This is a genomic window from Blattabacterium cuenoti, from assembly GCF_014252355.1.
GTDB classification, from domain to species: Bacteria; Bacteroidota; Bacteroidia; order Flavobacteriales; family Blattabacteriaceae; genus Blattabacterium; species Blattabacterium cuenoti_AD.
Map to the genome: position 1 here is coordinate 143,838 of NZ_CP059217.1, position 21,328 is coordinate 165,165.

Consider the following 21,328-nt stretch of genomic DNA (forward strand, 5'->3'; position numbering starts at 1 on the left):
TTTGTGAACGAATATAAAAATCCATTAGTTGAACGATATAGCAGTAAAGAAATGATTTATAATTTTTCTCCAAAAAAAAAGTTCTTGACTTGGAGAAAACTTTGGGTTGCTTTAGCTGAAATACAAAAAAAATTAGGGATCAATATCACCAATGAACAAATAAAAAATTTACAATCTTGTTTAAAAAACAATGACATCAATTGGAATATAGTTTCCTGTTATGAAAATAAATTTAGGCATGATGTAATGGCTCATTTATATGCTTTTGGAGAACAAGCAAGTTTAGCCAAACCTATTATTCATTTAGGTGCTACCAGTGCGTTTGTAACGGATAATACAGATCTCATTATTATTCGTGACGGATTAAAAATAATTTTAAAAAAATTAATTTTAGTTATTTTTAAACTTAGAAATTTTGCTTTAGAATATCATAAAATTCCTACTTTAGCGTTTACTCATTATCAACCAGCACAATTAACTACTGTTGGAAAAAGAGCTACTACTTGGATCCATAGCTTGCTTATGGATTTACAAGAATTAGAATTTAGATTAAAAAATCTTTTTTTTAGAGGTGCAAAAGGTACAGTTGGTACATCTGCTAGTTTTAAAGAATTATTTGACGGTAATTTGGATAAGGTGAAAAAAATGGAAATAGAACTATCAAAACAATTTGGATTTAATCAAGTGTATCCAATAACAAGTCAAACTTATGATAGAAAAGTAGATACACAAATATTAAATTTATTGTCTAATATTTCCCAATCTGCTCATAAATTTAGTAATGATGTAAGATTACTACAAAATTTAAAAGAACTAGAAGAACCTTTTGAAGACAATCAGATTGGATCCAGTGCCATGTCATATAAAAGAAATCCTATATTGAGTGAACGAATATCTTCTTTATCTAAATATGTAATGTCTTTATCTCATAGTTCAGAAATGGTTGCTGCTACACAATGGTTAGAAAGAACGTTAGATGATTCTGCTAATCGTAGATTAGTTATTCCACAATCTTTCTTATCAGTAGATGCAATTTTAATAATATGGAATAACATTATGGAAAGAATAATTGTATATCCTAAAATGATTGCAAAAAATATTAATAAAGAACTTCCATTTTTTATCACAGAATATATTATTGTAGAAAGTGTTAAACATGGAGCAGATAGACAAGATATTCATGAAAGAATTAGGACCCATTCTATGGAGGTAAATAAAGAAATTAAATTAAAAGGAAAAAAAAATAATTTTATTCAAAGAATTATAAATGATAAAAATATACCAGTGAATGAAAATAAAATAAAACAAATGTTAAATCCAAATATATTTATAGGGTTTGCTTCTATTCAAGTTATAGAATTTATTGAAAATCATATTAATCCTATTTTAAATAAGTTTCATTATTTATTGGATTAATTCGTCCAATCATTATGAATCTAAAAATTTATATAAAGAAAAAAAATTGTTTTGATATTTATTCCAAAGAATTGTATCAAGAATTACAAAATCTTTTTAAGATATCAAGCTTATATAAAATTATCGTTTATCAAACTTACGACATATTAAATGTAACAAATAAATCGATCTTTTTTAAAGATATTCTATACAAAGTCTTTGTAGATCCTGTAACGGATGTTTTGTATACAAATATCAATTTATTAAATCCATATTTTGAATATAATATAGGTGAATATAATTGCAGAGCTGAAGCCGCTACACAATGCGTAAAAATCATTTATCCACAATCTAAGATTAGAGTTAAAACTGGAAAATTAATTGAATTATTTGGAATTCAAAATAAAAAAGATTTTTTTACAATAAAAAACTACTGTAGTTATACAACTACAAAAAAAAAGAAAAAAAAAAATAATATACCATCTAGTATTAATTTTATACATTTAACTTATTATGAAATAAAGAATCTACATCAATACTTTGATTTTTCTATAGATATTGATGATTTACTATTTATTCAAAAATATTTTCGTTATGAAGAACGTCGTAATCCTACAGAATTAGAGTTAAGAGTTTTAGACACTTATTGGTCAGATCATTGTCGTCATACAACTTTTTTAAGTTCTTTAATTGATATTCAATTTACTGGATGTTTAAAAAAAACATATCATAAAATTTTTGATGAATATCAAAAAGATCGTAGGAAATATTGTGTTGATAAAAAATCATTTCCAAATTTAATGGAACTATCAACACTACCATCAAAAATATTACTTAAAAAAAGACACTCAAATCATTTTGTATCTAAGGAAAATAATGCATGTACAATATTGATCGATGTAGATATTGTTGGTAAAAAAAATATAGAAAAATGGTATCTTCTATTTAAAAATGAAACTCATAACCATCCTACAGAAATTAATCCATTTTGGGGGGCCGCAACTTGTATAGGAGGTGCTATTCGTGATCCTTTATCTGGAAGAGCTTTTGTGTATCAATCTATTAGACTAAGTGGAGCTGCCAATCCAACTATTAATAAGACATTATTATATAGTAATAATAAGAAAATTTCACAATATAAAATATGTAGAGATTCTGCTTATGGATATAGTTCTTATGGAAATCAAATTGGGGTGCCCACAAGTCACATAAATGAAATATATCACGAAGGCTTTATAGCAAAAAGAATGGAAATAGGAATGGTAATAGGCGCTGTTCCAGTTAATTATGTAAATCAAAAAACTCCACAACCAGGTGATATTATTGTATTATTAGGAGGATTAACTGGCAAAGAAGGCATAGGTGGTGCTACCGATTCTTCCAAAAAAGAACATAATATATCACAAAATATATTAAAAAATAATTTGATTTCAAAATTAACATTAGATCCAATAACAGAAAGAAAAATTCAAAGATTATTTCGAAAAAAAAAAGTAACATCATTGATTAAAAAGTGCAATGATTTTGGTGCTGGAGGCGCATCTGTAGCAATTGGAGAATTATGTGATAGTATAGAATTATATTTAGATAAAATTCCTGTTAAAAAAAAATTTACCAATTTTACACCTGTTGAACTAGCTTTATCAGAATCTCAGGAAAGAATGGCAATAGTCTTAGATCCATCTGATTTAAAAAATTTTCTTCATTTTGCTAATGAAGAAAATTTACTAGCTATTCCTATAGCTACTGTTATGAATAACAAAAGAATAATTTTTTATCATAGAAAAAAACAAGTATTAAATTTAAAAAGTGATTTTTTGAATAGTGGTGGAGTTGAAAAAAAAAGAATAGTACATATAAATTCTCCTTTGACCATTTCTCCATTCAAACAATCAAAAAATGTGATATTTAATAAATACACATTTTTAAACACTATATCTAAGTTAAATGTAGCTTCTCAAAAAAGTTTAGTAGAAATGTTTGATAGTACTGTTGGTGGTACTACAGTTTTAATGCCATTTGGAGGAAAATTTCAAATGACACCATCAGAAGGCAGTGTTCATAAAATACCAGTTCTTAATGGAGAAACTAATACTGTTAGTTTAGCTTCTTGGGGTTATCATCCAGATATTTCTTTGTGGAGTCCATTACATGGGGGAGCTTATGCTATAATAGAATGTATTTCTAAAATTGTTTCTATGGGAGGAAATTATAAACACACATATTTGAGTTTTCAAGAATATTATCAAAAATTAGAAAATGATCCTAGTAAATGGGGGATTCCTTTTGCCTCTTTGTTAGGTGCATATAAAGCTCAAAAAGAACTAGGAATAGTATCTATTGGCGGAAAAGATAGTATGTCAGGAACATATCAAAATATACATGTTCCACCAACTTTTGTAGCTTTTGGTGTTTGTATTGGATCTTCTGTAAATATCATATCTCCTGAATTTAAAAAGGTAGGAAATAAAATATATTTATATCATCATAAACCAAAAAATAATGATGAAATGCCTGATTTTCAGTCAATAAAAAATGCATATATCAAAATTCATAAAGAAATTGTTTCAGGTAAAATTATTTCTGCTCAAACAGTCAAAGAAGGTGGAATTGCTATAGCTATTTCTAAAATGGCATTTGGAAATCGTTTAGGAGTTGTGATTAATTCAAATACACATCATTTACTTGAAACCCATATAGGATCATTAATTCTAGAAGCAAATTCTACTTTAGAAAATAAAGAATTTATTCTTATAGGAAAAATTGTCGATTCTAAATATCTTAACTTTAATTCAGTGAAAATTAATATAGAAGAAGCAATTTTAAATTGGGAAAAAACATTAAATCCTATTTATAATAATTCATTTTTGGTAAAAAACAAAGCAAATAGAAAAAATAATGTAAATAAACATTATGTATTATATAATACAAAAATTAATAAAAGAGAGAATAAAACAAGTTTTAAATATAAAGTGAAAGTAAGAGTATTTATCCCGATTTTTCCTGGTACTAATTGTGAATTAGAATCTATACGTGCGTTTGAAAACGAAGGTGCTATAGTAATAACTTCCATATTTAAAAATTTAAAATATAAAGATCTTATTGATTCTATACAAGAATTAAAAAATAATATCAAATCATCACAAATATTAATGATTTGTGGTGGATTTACTTATGGAGATGAACCAGATGGTGCTGGCAAATTTATAACATCTATTTTACACAATCAATATATAAAAGAAACCATTGAATTTTTATTAAATAAAGATGGTTTAATATTAGGTATATGTAATGGATTTCAAGCCCTGATAAAATCAGGATTATTACCATATGGAAAAATACAATTAAGAAATTATAAATCTCCTACTTTAACTTATAATGAATTAGGTAAACATGTTTCTCAATGTGTTAGAATTAAAGTAATTTCTGATAATTCTCCATGGTTAAAAGGAATGAAAAATAAAATTTATATTCAGCCATTATCTCATGGAGAAGGTAGATTTTATGCTAATAAAAAAATTACTGACATTCTATTCAAAAAAAATCAAATAGCCACTCAATATGTAAATTTTCAAGGAACTCCTACTTTAGACAAAGCATTCAATCCTAATGGATCACTTCAATCAGTAGAAGGATTATTAAATGAAAATGGAAAAATTTATGGTAAAATGACTCATCCAGAACGTTTTAAACATGGATTGTTAAAAAATATTCCTAATATTATTAATGAAGATTCTATTTTTAAAAATGCAGTAGAATATTTTGTATAAAAAATTTTGTTATTATGAAAGTATTAATTTTTTGTGGCAGTCACTCAGATAAAAAAATTATGAATGTAGCAGAAAATACGTTAAATCAGTTTAATATTGAAAACACAACTTATATTATTTCAGCTCATCGTTTACCGGATGTATTATATAAAAAAATTCAAGAAATTGAAAATGAAAGAAAAACAGATGTAATTATAGCTGGGGCTGGTTTATCTGCACATCTTCCAGGTATAATTGCATCAACAACAATTATACCTGTGATTGGCGTCCCGATTTATAATATTGATAATGGATTATTGGGAGGGCTGGATGCTACTATGTCTATATTGCAAATGCCTAAAGGTGTTCCAGTAGCTACTGTAGGGATAAACAATGCATATAATGCTGCATTATTAGCAGTACATATTTTATCTATAAAAGATAAAAATGTACAAACATCTTTAATAAGATTTAGAATAGAAAATAAAAAAAATTTGATTAAAAACATCAAAAAATAATTAAGTTGTAATCTAAATTAATTATGTATATAAATTATAAAAATAATTTTCTTTTTGAAGGAAAAACTAAAAAAATATATAATACGGATAATCTTAATGAAATTATTATTCATTATAAAGATATTATTACCTCATTTGATGGGGATAAAAAACAAATTTTAAATCAAAAAGGAATTATTAACAATAAAATATCTGCAATAATGTTTAATTTGATAAATTCTTTTGGAATAAAAACTCATTTTATTCGTAGAATCAATAATAGAGAACAATTATGTAATAAATTAGATTTATTTACATTAGAATTTGTTATTAGAAATATAGTATTTGGAAGTATGTCTAAACGTTTAGGAATCAAAGAAGGAGTATACATACAAAATCCAATTTTTGAAATTTTTTATAAAAATGATTTTTTAAAAGATCCTTTTATTAATCATGATCATGCAGTTTTTTTAAAGATTATTTCTTATGAAGAATTAAATATTATTAATAGAATATCATTAGATATAAATAAAATAATTAAAAAATTTTTGTTTGATAAAAATATTATATTAGTTGATTTGAAATTAGAATTTGGAAAAAATCAGGAACAAGACATTTTACTTGCTGACGAAATTAGTCCTGATACTTGTCGTCTTTGGGATAAAGCAACAAATAAAAAACTTGATAAAGATTGTTTTAGAATCGGATATAGTAATGAAGAAATCATTAATGCTTATATGGAAGTTTTAAACAAAATTGACAAATAACAATTATAAATTGTTTATTAACAATAATCAAAAAGAATATTTCGATAGATTTAATGAAGAATGTGGAATTTTTGGTATTTATTCTCCTAATAAAATTGATACATTTTCTTTAATTCAATTTGGATTATTTGCCTTGCAACATAGAGGACAAGAAGCCTGTGGATTTTCAGTATTGAAAGATGGGTTTATTTTATCTCATAAAAGCGAAGGATTAGTATTAGATTTTTTTAGACAAATTTCTAATATTGAATGTTATCATGGAAATGCTGCTATTGGACACACACGATATTCTACAGAAGGGGGTCAAAGCAAAAAAAATATTCAACCATTTTTTGGTGGAGAAGATGCTTACGGACGAAGTATTATATCTATAGTTCACAATGGAAATTTAACTAATGCTAAACAGATTAGAACCCAATTAGAGTCAGAAGGATTTAAATTTATATCTGAATATTCTGATTCAGAAGTTATTTTACGTTTAATTCAAAAATATTTATTATCCAATCATAATAATTTAGAAAAAGCAATTAGAAAAACTATTTTAAATATAAAAGGAGCATATTCTGTTATAGTTCTCATGAATAATAAAATAGCTGCTTTCAGAGATCCAAATGGAATAAGACCTTTATGTTATGGAATATTAGATGAAAAGACTTATATTTTTAGCTCTGAAACTTGTGGAATAGATTCTATAGGAGGAGTTTATATTAGAGATATTTTTCCTGGCGAAATGATAATCATAGATACAAATTCTATACAATTTTCTTTTTTAAAAAAAAAAAAATTAACTAAGTGCAAAATTTGTTCTTTTGAGTACATTTATTTTTCTCGTCCAGATTCTTTTATAGAAAATATAAGTGTTTATAAAATACGTGAACAAAGTGGAAAAAAACTTTATGAACAAAATCCAATTAGTGCAGATGTCGTGATAGGAGTCCCAGATTCAGGAGTTCCTTCAGCTATTGGTTATTCCAAAGCATCTGGAATACCATTTAAGCCAATTTTAGTAAAAAATAAATATATAGGAAGATCTTTTATTTTACCTAAACAAGAAGTTCGTGAAAGAATGGTTAATTTAAAATTAAATTCTATTTTAAATGAAATTATAGGTAAAAAAATTGTGATTATTGATGATTCAATTGTTCGTGGTACAACAAGTCGTAGACTAGTTAATGTATTAAGAAAAGCAGGTGCTAAAGAAATACATTTTAGAAGTGCATCTCCACCTATTATTGCACCATGTTATTTGGGAGTTGATACACCAAGTAAAGAAGATCTGATTTCCTATAAAATGAATAAAAGTGAGATTGCAAAAGTTTTAGATGTAGATACTTTAGAATTTTTAAGTATGAAAAATTTAATAGAAATTTTAGGTAGTCACAATTATTGTTTTGGTTGTTTTACTGAAAATTATCCTATTGATAATAAATAAAATAAAAATGATTGTATATTATGATATAATAAATTCAAGATGAAAGACAGCCTTATATCTCAAATTACCCCTATTGTTAAACCAACATATAATAATAATGTAATTAGTGATTTAGATTTTTTTTCAGCACTTTATAATATACCTATTAATAAATATAAAAATCCTGTTTTAGTTTCTGGCGTTGATGGTGTTGGAACTAAAATATGTATAGCTATACATTATAAAAAATATGATATAATTGGAAAAGATTGTTTTGCTATGTGTATTAATGACGTTTTGTGTCATGGTGCAACTCCATTATTTTTTTTGGATTATTTAGCTTGTGGTAAATTAGATGATAAAATTTTCAATCAAATTATACAAGGAATGGCAATTGCTTGTAAAGAAACTGATACCTGTATGATTGGTGGGGAAACTGCAGAAATGAAAGGATTTTATAAAAAAAATGATTATGAAGTTGCTGGATTTTGTTTGGGTATTGTAGAACGACATAAAATTATAAATGGAAAAAAATTGATTAAAGATGGAGATATTATAATTGGGGTACCATCTTCAGGGGTTCATAGTAATGGCTTTTCCTTAATTCGAAGTATTTTTAATACAGAATATTTATTGAATAAAGAATTTAATCAACAACCATTTTATGAAACACTTTTAGTTCCAACTAAAATTTATTATTCATCCATTCAAAAATTGATAAAAAATTTTGATATACATGGATTAGTTCATATTACTGGTGGAGGTATTATTGCAAATTTACTTCGTATTTTACCTCAAAATATATTAGCTATAATATATAAAAATAACATTCCTATTCAACCTGTTTTTAATTATATTCAAAATCAAGGAAAATTATCTGATCAAATAATGTGGAAAACATTTAATATGGGAGTAGGAATGATTATAATAGCATCTATACAAGATCAATTTTCGATATTAAATAAATTACGTTCTTCAGGTGAAAATCCATTTGTATTTGGTAATATATTGAAAGGAAATAAACAAGTTTTAATAAAATAAAAATATTTATGATAAAAAAAAAACTAGCTATTTTAGTTTCAGGAAAAGGATCTAATATGTTACATATTTTAAAATCAATTGATATTGGTATACTTACAAATTTTAAAGTAAATTTAGTGATTGCAGATAGAGTTTGTTTAGCTATTACCCGAAGTATACAAAAAAAGATTCCAACTTTTTTATTAGATAAATTTAATAATAAATCAAATAATATTTATGAAAAAATGCATTTTGTTTTAAAAAAATACTGTGTAGATATAATTGTTATGTCTGGATTTCTTTCTATTCTTAATCAAGAATTTTGTGATAAATGGTATGGTAAAATAATTAACATTCATCCATCACTACTACCTAAATATGGTGGAAAAGGAATGTATGGAATTAAAGTACATAAAGAAGTTTTAAAAAACAAAGAACAACTATCAGGAGCTACGATTCATTATGTAACAAAAGATATAGATTTAGGAGAAATTATTTTAAATAAATCATGCAAAATATCCAATAACGATACATATATGTCCCTATGTAAAAAAATTTCTATAATAGAAAAAGAGATTATAATACAATCTATTAAGATAATTTAAAGATTAAACTGTAATTAATATTTATTGTGTTTTTATGAAAATGAAAGGTGCTTTAATTAGTGTGTATAACAAAAATGACAAACTATTGAAATTTGTTGATTTTCTCAATAATAATGGATATCAAATAATCGCTACTGAAGGAACTTTTCAGTATTTAAAAAAACATGGAATACATAAAGTACGGTCTGTATCAGATTTATTTGACTCCAATGAAATATTAGATGGAAGAATTAAAACTATTCATCCAAATATTTATATAGGAATCTTAGCAAATCGTTCTATTAATCAACATATGGATATTCTAAAAAGTAAATATATAACACCTATTGATATAGTTATAGTAAATTTTTATCCATTTTTTGAAAAAAAAGAAAAATCTTCTATTCAATCATTAATTGAATTTATTGACATAGGTGGACCATCTTTATTAAGAGCTGCAGCAAAAAATTTTTTTTATGTTACTCCTATTGCAGATACAGATGATTATATTTTAGTTAAAAAAGAAATAGAAAATAATGGCAATATTTCTTTTAGTTTGAGAAAAAAATTATCATCAAAAGCATTTAATATTACTTCTTATTACGATTTATGTATTTCAAAATTTTTAATGGGTAAAAAACAAGAAGATTTTCCTATGTATTTTCATACTATTTATAAAAAACAAATGAATCTACGATATGGAGAAAATCCGCATCAAAAAGCTGCTTCTTATATTAGTCCTACTCATAAAGGACTTATGCAAAATTTAAATCAATTACATGGAAAATTATTGTCATTAAATAACTTAAAAGATATCGATGTTGCATGGAAAATTGTATCAGAATTTAATCAACCTACTTGTTGTACGGTTAAACATTCTACTCCTTGTGCAGTAGCAATAGGAAAAGATATTTTAGACGCTTTTAAAAAAACTTATGAATCGGATAAAATTTCTTCTTTTGGAGGAATTATGGCTTTGAATATGCCACTCATAAATAAAGAATTAGCTATAAATATAAACAATATATTTTTAGAAATAATCTTATCTCCTGGTTATTCACAAGAGGCCTTAGATATTTTAAAAACAAAAAAAAACATAAGAATTATTCGTATAAATAATAAAATTGTAGACACAAACATAGAATTTTTTCAAATAGATGGAGGAATATTAGTTCAAGAATATAATAATATGTCCAATAATACTTATCGAATTGTTACTAAAAAAAATTTTTCTAATGAAGAAATGGCTTCTTTATTATTTGCAAACAAAATTATAAAATTTGTGAAATCTAATGCAATTGTGTTATCTAAAGGAACTCAAACCTTAGGTATTTCTGGTGGACAAACCAATCGTATTTGGGCGGCTCGTCAAGCAATTCAAAGAGCATTAGAAAAAGAAACAGAAAATATGGTTCTTGTTTCTGATGCTTTTTTCCCATTTCGAGATATAGTAGATGAAGTAGCTATGTCCGGAAAAATAAGTGCTATTCTTCAACCAGGAGGATCTATTCGAGATAATGAATCTATAATAGCCTGTGATCAATATGGAATTGCCATGGGATTTACTGGAATTAGACATTTTAAACATTAAACAATAAAATAATTAATTTATGAAAATTTTAATTCTTGGTAGTGGTGGTCGTGAACATGCTATTGGTAAAAAATTATTGCAAGATTCACCTTACATAAAACTTTATTTTTATCCTGGTAATGGTGGAACTAATCAGATAGGGATAAATATTAAATTTGATATTAATCACAATATAGAAGAAAATATTTGTTCATTTGTAAAAATTAATAATATAGATCTTACGGTTGTAGGCTCAGAAAAATTTTTATCTTATGGAATAGTAGATCGCTTTCAACATTTTGGATTTAGAATATTAGGCCCAAATTTGTATTCTTTTAAATTAGAAGGAGATAGATCATTTTCAAAATCATTTATGAAAAAATATGGAATTAAAACGCCTAAATATCATAGCTTTTATTCATATATAGATGCTTTTAATTTCATCAAAAAAACAAAATACCCATTAGTTATAAAAACTAATGGAATTGCTGAAGGAAAAGGAGTACTTATTGTTAATAATAAAATGGAAGCAGAACAAGCATTACATTCTATCATGATAGATAAAAAATTTGGAAAATCAGGAGAAAAAATTATAATAGAAGAAAAATTAATAGGTAATGAGTCTTCTATTATTTCTATTTTGAACGGTAAAGAAATAATTCCTTTTTTATCTGCTATGGATTATAAAAAAATAGGTGAAGCAGAAACAGGACATAATACTGGAGGGATGGGATCTATTTCACCTAATCCATATATGACAAAAGATATTTGGATCGATTTTAAAAAAAATATATTATTACCAACTGTAGAAGGACTTTATGCAGAAAATTTGATGTTTTATGGGTTTATTTATTTTGGATTAATGATTACTCCATCGAATAAAATTTATTTATTGGAATATAACACCAGGATGGGGGATCCTGAAACTCAATCTTTATTACCAATAATGAATAGTAATTTTTTACAAGTTTTACGATATGCTATTTTAAAAAAAAAAATAATACTTTCTTGGAAAGACTTATGTTCTTGTTGTGTTGTTTTATCTTCAAAAGGATATCCAAATCAATATAATACTGGCCACATGATAAAGGGAATTAATTTATTAAAAGAACCATTTTTTATTGCTGGGGCTAAACAAGAAAATAACAACTGGATAACAGTTGGTGGAAGAGTTTTAAATTTAGTTGGATTAGGAAAATCAATATATGAAGCTAGAAAAAATACCTATAATAAAGTCAAACAAATATTTTTTCAAAATGTTTCTTTTAGAAAAGACATTGGATTATTATAGATAATTAATAAACAATAAAATGAAAAACCATTGTATATTAATACTAGATTTTGGCTCTCAATATACTCATCTCATAGCTAGAAAAATAAGAGAAATTGGAGTCAATGCAAAAATATATCCATATCATACTTCAGATATTAAATCCATAATGCCAAATGGTATAATTTTATCAGGAGGCCCATTTTCTGTTTATGAAAATAATCCACCATTAATATCCCGATCAATTTTTAAATTAAATATTCCTATACTTGGAATTTGTTATGGAATGCAAGTGCTTGCATTTATGTTTGGGGGAAAAATTAGTCCATCAAAATATAAAGAATATGGAAAAACAAATTTTTTCATAAAAAATGAAGTAAATGATAATTTATTATTTCATGGAATTCCAAATAAATCCATTGTTTGGATGAGCCATTGTGATGAAATTAAACAAATTCCAACAAATTTTAAAATAATTGGATACACAAATTATTCTTCTATTTCAGCATATTGTTATTTAGAAAAACATATTTATGCATTACAATTTCATCCAGAAGTAACTCACACTAAGTTCGGAAAATTAATAATTAAAAATTTTGTTTTAAAGATATGTAAATGTGTCACACAATTAAAATCTAATAAATTTTTTACACAATTTATAAAAACAACTATAAATAATATCAAAAAAACAACAAAAAATAAAAATGTAATATTAGGATTATCAGGTGGTATAGATTCATGTGTTACCGCATATTTACTGCATAAATCAATTGGTGATCATTTATACTGTATTTTTGTAGATACTGGATTATTGATGGAATATGAAACAAAAAAAATAATTTTATCATGCCAACAAATCAATATTAATATCAAAATTATAGATGCAAAAAAACGTTTTTTATCTATTTTAAATGGAGTGAGTGATCCAGAACAAAAAAGAAAATTAATAGGAAAAGAATTTCTTGATATTTTTCAGGAAGAAGCAAAAAAAATTCAAAATGTAGGATTTATAGCACAAGGAACTATTTATTCAGATATGATTGAATCATCTATAGATCCAAAATTAACACAAAATATGAATCATTTCATGATTAAATCTCATCATAATGTTGGTGGTATGCCAAAAGTAGATATAGATTTTAAACTTATTGAACCATTAAAAATGTTATTTAAAGATGAAGTCAAAAAAATAGGTGAAAAACTAGGCATTTCTAAAGAAATAGTATATAGACATCCATTTCCTGGACCTGGATTAAGCATTCGCATTATTGGAGAAGTCAATCAACAAAAAATTGATATTATTAAAAAGGCAGAAAGTATTCTTATACATGAATTAAAAAAATATAATATTTATCAACATGTAGATCAAGCATTTATTATTTTATTACCAATAAAATCTGTAGGAGTTATGGGAGATAAAAGAACATATGAATATACTGCAGTATTACGTGCAATTAATACTGAAGATTTTATGACATCAACTTTTGCTTATCTGCCATATGATTTTTTAGAAACTATATCAAATAGAATTATTAATGAAGTAGAAGGAATTAATCGTATAGTATATGATATAACTTCCAAACCTCCATCTACTATTGAATGGGAATAGATTTTTTATTCTATCATCATAGAAATTAATTGATACAGATTATTTTTCAATTTAGTTCTAGAAGAAATCAAATCTATAAATCCATGTTCTAATAAAAATTCAGCAGTTTGAAATCCTTTAGGTAGATCCTTTCCAATAGTTTCTCTAATAACTCGTGGACCTGCAAACCCAATTAATGCCCCAGGTTCTGCAATATTTATATCTCCAAGTAATGCATAGGATGCAGTAACCCCCCCCGTAGTGGGATCTGTAAGAACAGAAATATAAGGTATTCGTGAATCTCTTAATTGAGTTAATCTAGCAATTGTTTTTGCCATTTGCATCAAAGAAAAAGATGATTCCATAATTCTAGCCCCTCCAGATTTAGAAATCAATACATATGGATATTTATTTTCAATACAATATTTAATTGCTCTAGATATTTTTTCTCCTACTACAGAACCCATAGATCCTCCTATAAAAGAAAAATCCATACAAGAAATTACCAAATCTAATCCTTTTATTTTTCCAATTCCTGTTCTAATAGCATCATATAATTTTGTTTTTTTTATAGCATCTTTTATCCTATCTTCATATGTTTTTCTATCTATCCATTTAATAGGATCTTTGCTAATCATATGCATATTTAGTTCCAAAAATTTTCCATTATCAAAAAGAATTTCAAAATATTCTTGACTACGAATTCTTACATGATATCCATCTTCTGGACTAACATAAGCATTCTTTTTAAGTTCTTCTGTATCTATAATTTTTCCACTTGGGGTCCTGTACCAAAGACCTTTTGGTAATTCTTTTCTATTTTTTGTGGATGTAACAATATTTCTTTTTTTTCTTAGAAACCAAGCCATGATTTTATGATAAAGTGTTAATATTATTCAATAATTTGAAATATGTTTTTAAAAACATGCTAAAAGACTTTTCTCCTTCTCTAAGCCAAACTCTTGGATCATAATATTTTTTATTTGGAATATTATCTCCTTTTGGATTGCCTATTTGTTTTTGAATATATTGATTATTTTTATTTATATAATCACGAACTCCACAAGTAAAAGCATATTGCAAATCTGTATCTATATTCATTTTAATTACTCCATAATTAATAGCATTTTTAATATCCTCTTTAGAGGAACCTGAACCTCCATGAAATACAAAATAAACAGGATTTTTTTTGGTATTAAATTTTTGTTGTATATAATCCTGAGTCTTTTTCAATAATATTGGACGTAATATAACATTTCCAGGTTTATATACACCATGAACATTTCCAAAAGAAGCAGCTACAATAAAGTTAGGACTAATTTTTATCATTTTTTCATATGCATATGAAACATCTTGTGGTTGAGTATATAATCTTTCATTTTCTATATTAGAGTTGTCAACACCATCTTCTTCTCCACCTGTAATCCCAAGTTCTATTTCTATAGTCATTTTCATTTTATTCATTATTTTAAAATATTTTTCACACAATTTAATATTCTCTTCTAAAGATTCTTGAGAAAGATCTAACATATGTGAACTAAATAATGTTTTTCCAAAACGTTTATAATATTTTTCATTTTCATTTAGTAATCCTTCTATCCATGGAAGATCATTTTTTGAACAATGATCAGTATGAAGAATCACTGTAGATTTATAATGCTTAGATAATTCATGAATATGAAGGGCGCATGTTACTGATCCTCTAATAGCTGCTAATTGATTATTATTATTAAGTGCTTTTCCAGCATTAAAACGTGCTCCACCATTAGATAATTGAATAATTACTGGAGAATGCAATTTTGATGCTGTTTCCATTACAGCATTCATGGTATTAGAACCAATAACATTTACAGCAGGTATAGCAAAATGATTTTCTTGAGCGTATTGAAATAGTTCTTTAACTAAATTACCGGTAGCTACTCCATAAGGAAATTTTTCAGACATTTGTATATATATATTTATAATGGATCATCAACAAATGTATGTAAAAAAGATTTTTTTATTGAAATTCGTAAAAACCATTTTGATTTATTCCCATTTATTTTATTTTGACTACATCTATATTAAAAATATATAATGCCTCTGCAGGTTCTGGAAAAACAAATTGTTTAGCAAAAAACTATTTATACATATTATTAAAAAGTGATAATCAAAACGAATTTACAAGAATCTTATGTTTAACTTTTACTAATAAATCTTCTGAAGAATTAAAAGAAAGAATATTACAATGTATTAAATATTTTGCACAAAAAACAAAATATACACATAATAAAGAATACGATTCTTGGAAAAATGATTTTAAAAAAAATTTTAATATTACTGATCAAGAACTTGCAAAACGTTCTAAAAAAATATTGTTATCTATTTTGAATGATTTTTCATCATTTTCTGTACAAACAATAGATAAATTTACTTATCATATTATTCAATCTTTTTTTGTAAAAAAAAATTTTAATTTAGAAATTAATACCAATGAATTTTTATTAGAAGTAGCAGAAAAAATTTTATATAAACTTAATTATTATACTACGAAAAAAGTTAATAATTTTTTTTTAAAAAAATATTCATTAGAAAAATTAAAGGCAGGTAAAAACTGGGATATAAAGTTAGAACTGATAAAAATTTTAAAATTAATAGTGAAAGAAATTCACTATTTTCCAATGATTGGAATAAAAAAAAAATCTCCAATAGATTGGATTAATTTAAAAAATACCTTATTAAATAGAACAAATGTCTTTGAATATGAATGTAAAAAACAAGGAAATAAATTTTTTAATTTTTTAACAAAAACTTCTATTATAACTTCTTCTTTTTATTATAAAAAAATTCCAAAATTTTTTAAAAATCTTTGCAAGATCAAAGATTATCCAATTATTTGTTTTGAACAAATAGAAAATCATACATTATACAATAATAATGCTAATGTATATCAAAAAAATTTAATTAATAAATACCAATCACATATTATTGATTTATATCATAAAGCTGTTTTAAGTTATAAATTAGGCATATCCTCATATATTCTAGACAAACTAATTTTAAAAAAATTGAATTTATTTATTCTAATAGATGAAATAAAGAAAGAATTGGTTTTATTCAAAAAAGATAACAATATTTTGCTTAATGAAGAATTAAATCAAATACTTTATAATAAAATAATAAAAAATATTGTACCACCAACAATATATGAAAAAATAGGAACGAAATACAAACATTATCTTATTGATGAATTTCAAGATATTTCATATTTACAATGGGAAAATATAAAAATTTTAGTAGAAAATACATTATCAGAAAACGGAAATGTTATAATTGTCGGAGATCCAAAACAATCAATTTATCGATTTAGAGGAGGAGATTCAAAATCATTTTTTAATCTTTTATATACTCCTTCTAAATATTATCAGAAAAGAATTTGTTCTATAAACACTAATTTTCGTAGTTTTGAAGAAATAGTAAAATTTAATAATTTACTATACTATTCTATATCACAATCTTTTAATTCTCCTATTTATAATAATATATATAAAACATCTACACAAAAAATATTTAAAAAATATGGAGGTTATGTAAAATTATTTTTTATTTGTAAAACACAAAAAAATCATAAAGAATATGTTTATGAACATACAGAAAAAATTATTAATAACTTACTAAAGAACAACTATAAATTATCAGATATAGCAATTTTAGTAAGAAAAAACGAAGAAGGATATTTTTTGTATGAACAGCTAATGAAAAATGGATTTAATGTAAATACAAATGTTTCTTTTCTTCTAAAGAATAGTTTAGATGTAAAAATTATTATACATATTTTTTATCTTTATGTAAATCCCAACTGTATTAAACATAGAATTGCTATAATTTTATTGTTACTTGTGAACAAACAATCAGTGTTATTAAACTATGATATACATGATTTTATTAAACAAACATTGCATTTACCATTAAATTTATATTTTATAAATATTATTAATTATATCATAAAAAGTAAAATCAGTAGATGTTTCAATTTTGATACAATGTATAATCAATCTATATATTATATAGCAGAAAAAATTATTGATGTGTTTGATTTGCTAAATTCAAATAATAAATCATTTATATATTCTTTTTTAAATTTGGTTCATAAATCTAAAAAACTTATAGGTAATTCTATGATAGATTTTTTAGAATATTGGGAATATAACAAATGTAAAATTAGTATCACATATAATACTGATAATATCAATGCGATTCGTGTTATGACTATACATAAATCAAAGGGATTACAATTTCCTATTGTTATATTACCTTTTGCTGATTGGAAGATCAAATCAAAACTCAAAGAAGGAATATGGATCAACATCAATCCTAAATTATATCATGGCTTAGATAAATTTTATTTAGAAATAGATTCTCATTTAGAAACATATATAAAAACACATTATGATCCATATTTATGGAATTGCTATGAAGAGAGTCTTGATCAATCACAATTTGAAAATACCAACTTATTATATGTCGCTACTACTCGTGCTATAGATAAATTGTTTATTTTTTCTAAACAAGATGATAAATCAATTTATTTTTATCTTAAAACATTATTAAAAGAAAAAAAAATTTGGAATAATGATAAATTTAATTATTCATTTGGAAATATAAAATAATTGTTTATAATACGTGTTTTTCCGCATGATAAGATGAACGAACTAATGGCCCACTTTCTACATATTTGAATCCCATTTTTAATCCAATTTTTTCATATTCTAAAAATTCTTTTGGAGATACAAAAAAACGTACTGGAAAATGTTTTCTAGAAGGTTGCAAATATTGTCCAATTGTTAAAATGTCTACTTTAGAATGTTTGATATCTTGCATTGTTTCTAATACTTCTTCTTTTGTTTCACCCAATCCTAACATAATACCCGTTTTTGTACGAATTTTAGTATTTTCTTCTTTAATATATTTCAATACAAAAAGACTCCTATCATATTTTGCTTGAATTCTCACTTCTTTTGTTAGTCTATAAACAGTTTCTACGTTATGAGAAATAATTTCTGGATTTAATTTTATGATTCTATCTATTATTTTTTTGTTTCCTCTGAAATCTGGAATTAATGTTTCTATTGTAATTTTAGGATTTAATTCTTTTATTTTGATTATAGTTTGTTCCCAAATATATGTACCCATATCCTTTAAATCATCTCTATTTACAGAAGTAATAACGACATGATTTAGATTTAATATTTTAATCGATTTAGCTATTTTTTCTGGTTCTTTCCAATCAATATTGTCTGGTTTTCCAGTTTTGACTCCACAAAATTTACATGATCTAGTACAAATAGATCCTAAAATCATAAAAGTTGCAACCCCTTTACCCCAACATTCTCCTATATTTGGACAATTTCCACTTTGACAAATTGTATTTAATTTATGTAAAAAAATTAAATTTTTAATTTTTTGATAATTTTTGCCAATTGAAAATTTCACTCTTATCCAATCCGGTTTTTTTTTAATCAAATTCATAAACTATTTTTAGTTTCAAAAATATAATTTTATGTTATTATTAAAATAAATTTTTTTATAAATTTGCTCAACATTTATGGATATAACAGTAAAAAATATTACAGATAAATTAGAAAATTTTGCTCCAATAGAATATTCTGAACCGTATGATAATGTTGGATTAATTATAGGATCGTATGAACAAATAATTAAAAAACTATTGATAACTTTAGATATTACAGAGAAAGTAATAGAAGAAGCTATAAATAAAAAATGTAACTTAATCATTTCTTTTCATCCTATACTTTTCAAACCAATAAACAAATTAACTGGATTAAGTAGTCAAGAGAAAATTATTATTTTATCATTAAAAAATAATATATCTATTTACGTTATTCACACAAATTTAGATGTTATATGGAATGGAATTAATTCTTACATATCTAATATATTAGATTTATATAATACTAAAGTAGTCTTTCCTAAGAAAGGCATAATCAAAAAATTAACAACTTATGTTCCTATTTCTTATGCAGAAAGAGTTAGAAACTCTTTATTTTCTGCTGGTGCTGGAGAATTTAACAATTATAGTTGTTGTAGTTATAATTTTGATGGTATTGGAACTTTTCTAGGAAATGAAGATGCTACCCCTGCTATTGGTAAAAAACAACATTTGCATATGGAAAAAGAAACTTGCATAAATGTTATTTTTCCATATCATAAAATTAACTATATTAAAAACGCTCTTTTTAAAAGTCATCCTTATGAAGAAGTAGCTTATGAAATTTATAATTTAGAAAATTATAATTCACGTTTAGGAATAGGCATATCCGGTATGTTAAAGAAAGAAATGAATGAATATGATTTTTTACGTTTTTTAAAAACTAAAATGTCATTATCTTACATAAGACATTCTTTATTTATTGGTAAAAAATTAAAGAAAATAGCTATAATATCAGGATCAGGTAGTTTTGGTATTGAACATGCTATAAAAGAAAAATATCAAGTTTTTGTTTCATCTGATTTAAAATATCATGATTTTTTTAAATCACAAAATAAAATTTTTATTATTGATATTAATCATTATGAATCTGAAAAATTTAATAAATTAATAATACAATCTTTTTTACAAAAAAATTTTTCCTCAATTGATATTGAGGAATCCTCAATTTGTACAAATCCTATTCAATATTTTTATTAAAAATGAAAAAAAAAGAAAAAACTATTCAAGTAGTAGATAAGTTAAGAAAATTATACAATCTTCAATTAATAGATACTAGGATAGATGAAATTAAAGAATTTCGCATGAATATACCTATAGAAATTAAAATTATACAAGATGAACTTGAAAAAACAAAAAAATTATTAGAAAATACTAAAAAGCATATTCATGCTTTGAATGAAGAAATTTTACAAAAACAAAAATATATTAAACAATCGGATATATTAATTATAAAATATAATAAACAAAAAAATAATATAAAAAATGACAATGAATTATATTCTTTGAATAAAGAAATTGATTATCAAAAATTAGAAATACAATTATATAATAAAAAAATAAAAGAAATTACCCATAAAATTAATAAGTATAAAATACTGTTGGAACAACAAGAAATAACATTTAAAAATGAACAAGAACATATCATTCATAAAAAAATAGAATTAGATCAAATTTGTGTAGACAATGAAAAAGAAGAACAATTGTTAAGAAAACAATCCGATATCCTTTCAAAGGAATTAGATAAAGAATTATTACAAACTTATATAAGAATAAGAAATGGAGTAAAAAATGGCATTGCAGTAGCTCCAGTTCAAAGAGGAGCTCCATTAGGATCTTATTTACTTATTACACCACAAAAATATTATGAACTTATGCAAAGAAATAAATTATTAATCGATGAACATAGTGGCAGAATACTAATAGATGAAGAACTAGCTCTAGAAGAAAGAAAAAAATATTCTTTTTTGAAGAAAAAAAAATAATAAT

Annotated in this window: 16 protein-coding genes; 13 read left to right on the top strand and 3 right to left on the bottom strand. The window is 24.3% G+C overall.

The features are described from left to right. Positions 1-3 precede the first annotated feature (3 nt). The 10 genes from purB to guaA are packed head-to-tail and all read left to right on the top strand — an operon-like array spanning position 4 to position 13,872. A complete protein-coding gene (purB, locus tag H0H38_RS00695) occupies positions 4-1,416 on the top strand; it encodes an adenylosuccinate lyase (protein WP_185872866.1) in 1,413 nt (470 codons plus the stop codon). A 14-nt stretch (positions 1,417-1,430) separates the two neighbouring features. After that, positions 1,431-5,165, top strand: coding sequence for a phosphoribosylformylglycinamidine synthase (locus H0H38_RS00700; protein WP_185872867.1), 3,735 nt, complete (start codon positions 1,431-1,433; stop codon positions 5,163-5,165). A gap of 14 nt (positions 5,166-5,179) precedes the next feature. Then, positions 5,180-5,662, top strand: a complete 483-nt coding sequence (gene purE, locus H0H38_RS00705) for a 5-(carboxyamino)imidazole ribonucleotide mutase (RefSeq protein WP_185872868.1) — start codon at positions 5,180-5,182, stop codon at positions 5,660-5,662. Positions 5,663-5,685: 23 nt separating this feature from the next. Next, a complete protein-coding gene (purC, locus tag H0H38_RS00710) occupies positions 5,686-6,408 on the top strand; it encodes a phosphoribosylaminoimidazolesuccinocarboxamide synthase (protein ID WP_185872869.1) in 723 nt (240 codons plus the stop codon). Further along, a complete protein-coding gene (gene purF, locus H0H38_RS00715; RefSeq protein WP_238785417.1) occupies positions 6,398-7,840 on the top strand; it encodes an amidophosphoribosyltransferase in 1,443 nt (480 codons plus the stop codon). Before purC ends, purF begins: the two co-directional genes overlap by 11 nt. 39 nt (positions 7,841-7,879) lie before the next feature. After that, on the top strand, positions 7,880-8,860 hold the full coding sequence (purM, locus tag H0H38_RS00720) for a phosphoribosylformylglycinamidine cyclo-ligase (RefSeq protein ID WP_185872870.1): 981 nt from the start codon (positions 7,880-7,882) through the stop codon (positions 8,858-8,860). Between the two features lie 8 nt (positions 8,861-8,868). Next, a complete protein-coding gene (locus H0H38_RS00725; RefSeq protein ID WP_185872871.1) occupies positions 8,869-9,444 on the top strand; it encodes a formyltransferase family protein in 576 nt (191 codons plus the stop codon). Positions 9,445-9,484: 40 nt separating this feature from the next. Beyond that, the gene (purH, locus tag H0H38_RS00730) at positions 9,485-11,014 is read left to right on the top strand and encodes a bifunctional phosphoribosylaminoimidazolecarboxamide formyltransferase/IMP cyclohydrolase (RefSeq protein WP_185872872.1); all 1,530 of its coding nucleotides are present in this window, start codon (positions 9,485-9,487) and stop codon (positions 11,012-11,014) included. Between the two features lie 19 nt (positions 11,015-11,033). After that, entirely contained in the window at positions 11,034-12,284 is a 1,251-nt protein-coding gene (gene purD / locus H0H38_RS00735) for a phosphoribosylamine--glycine ligase (RefSeq protein ID WP_185872873.1), read from the top strand. A 19-nt stretch (positions 12,285-12,303) separates the two neighbouring features. Beyond that, entirely contained in the window at positions 12,304-13,872 is a 1,569-nt protein-coding gene (gene guaA / locus H0H38_RS00740) for a glutamine-hydrolyzing GMP synthase (RefSeq protein ID WP_185872874.1), read from the top strand. Positions 13,873-13,877: 5 nt separating this feature from the next. Here the strand turns inward: guaA and accD are convergent, their stop codons facing one another. Together accD and fbaA are read right to left on the bottom strand one after the other, a co-directional pair. Next, positions 13,878-14,720, bottom strand: a complete 843-nt coding sequence (gene accD / locus H0H38_RS00745) for an acetyl-CoA carboxylase, carboxyltransferase subunit beta (RefSeq protein WP_185872875.1) — start codon at positions 14,718-14,720, stop codon at positions 13,878-13,880. 4 nt (positions 14,721-14,724) lie between these two features. Next, entirely contained in the window at positions 14,725-15,795 is a 1,071-nt protein-coding gene (gene fbaA / locus H0H38_RS00750; protein WP_185872876.1) for a class II fructose-bisphosphate aldolase, read from the bottom strand. A gap of 104 nt (positions 15,796-15,899) precedes the next feature. Between fbaA and H0H38_RS00755 the strand changes: the two genes are divergently transcribed. Beyond that, positions 15,900-18,500 (top strand): UvrD-helicase domain-containing protein, encoded by a 2,601-nt coding sequence (locus H0H38_RS00755; RefSeq protein ID WP_238785418.1) that lies wholly within the window; start codon positions 15,900-15,902, stop codon positions 18,498-18,500. Positions 18,501-18,504: 4 nt separating this feature from the next. Here the strand turns inward: H0H38_RS00755 and lipA are convergent, their stop codons facing one another. Next, the gene (gene lipA, locus H0H38_RS00760) at positions 18,505-19,359 is read right to left on the bottom strand and encodes a lipoyl synthase (protein WP_185872877.1); all 855 of its coding nucleotides are present in this window, start codon (positions 19,357-19,359) and stop codon (positions 18,505-18,507) included. 76 nt (positions 19,360-19,435) lie between these two features. Between lipA and H0H38_RS00765 the strand changes: the two genes are divergently transcribed. Continuing rightward, positions 19,436-20,539, top strand: coding sequence for a Nif3-like dinuclear metal center hexameric protein (locus H0H38_RS00765; protein ID WP_185872878.1), 1,104 nt, complete (start codon positions 19,436-19,438; stop codon positions 20,537-20,539). 2 nt (positions 20,540-20,541) lie between these two features. Then, positions 20,542-21,324: a zinc ribbon domain-containing protein gene (locus H0H38_RS00770; RefSeq protein ID WP_185872879.1), complete on the top strand. Its 783-nt coding sequence runs from the start codon at positions 20,542-20,544 to the stop codon at positions 21,322-21,324. The last annotated feature ends 4 nt before the right edge of the window (positions 21,325-21,328 follow it).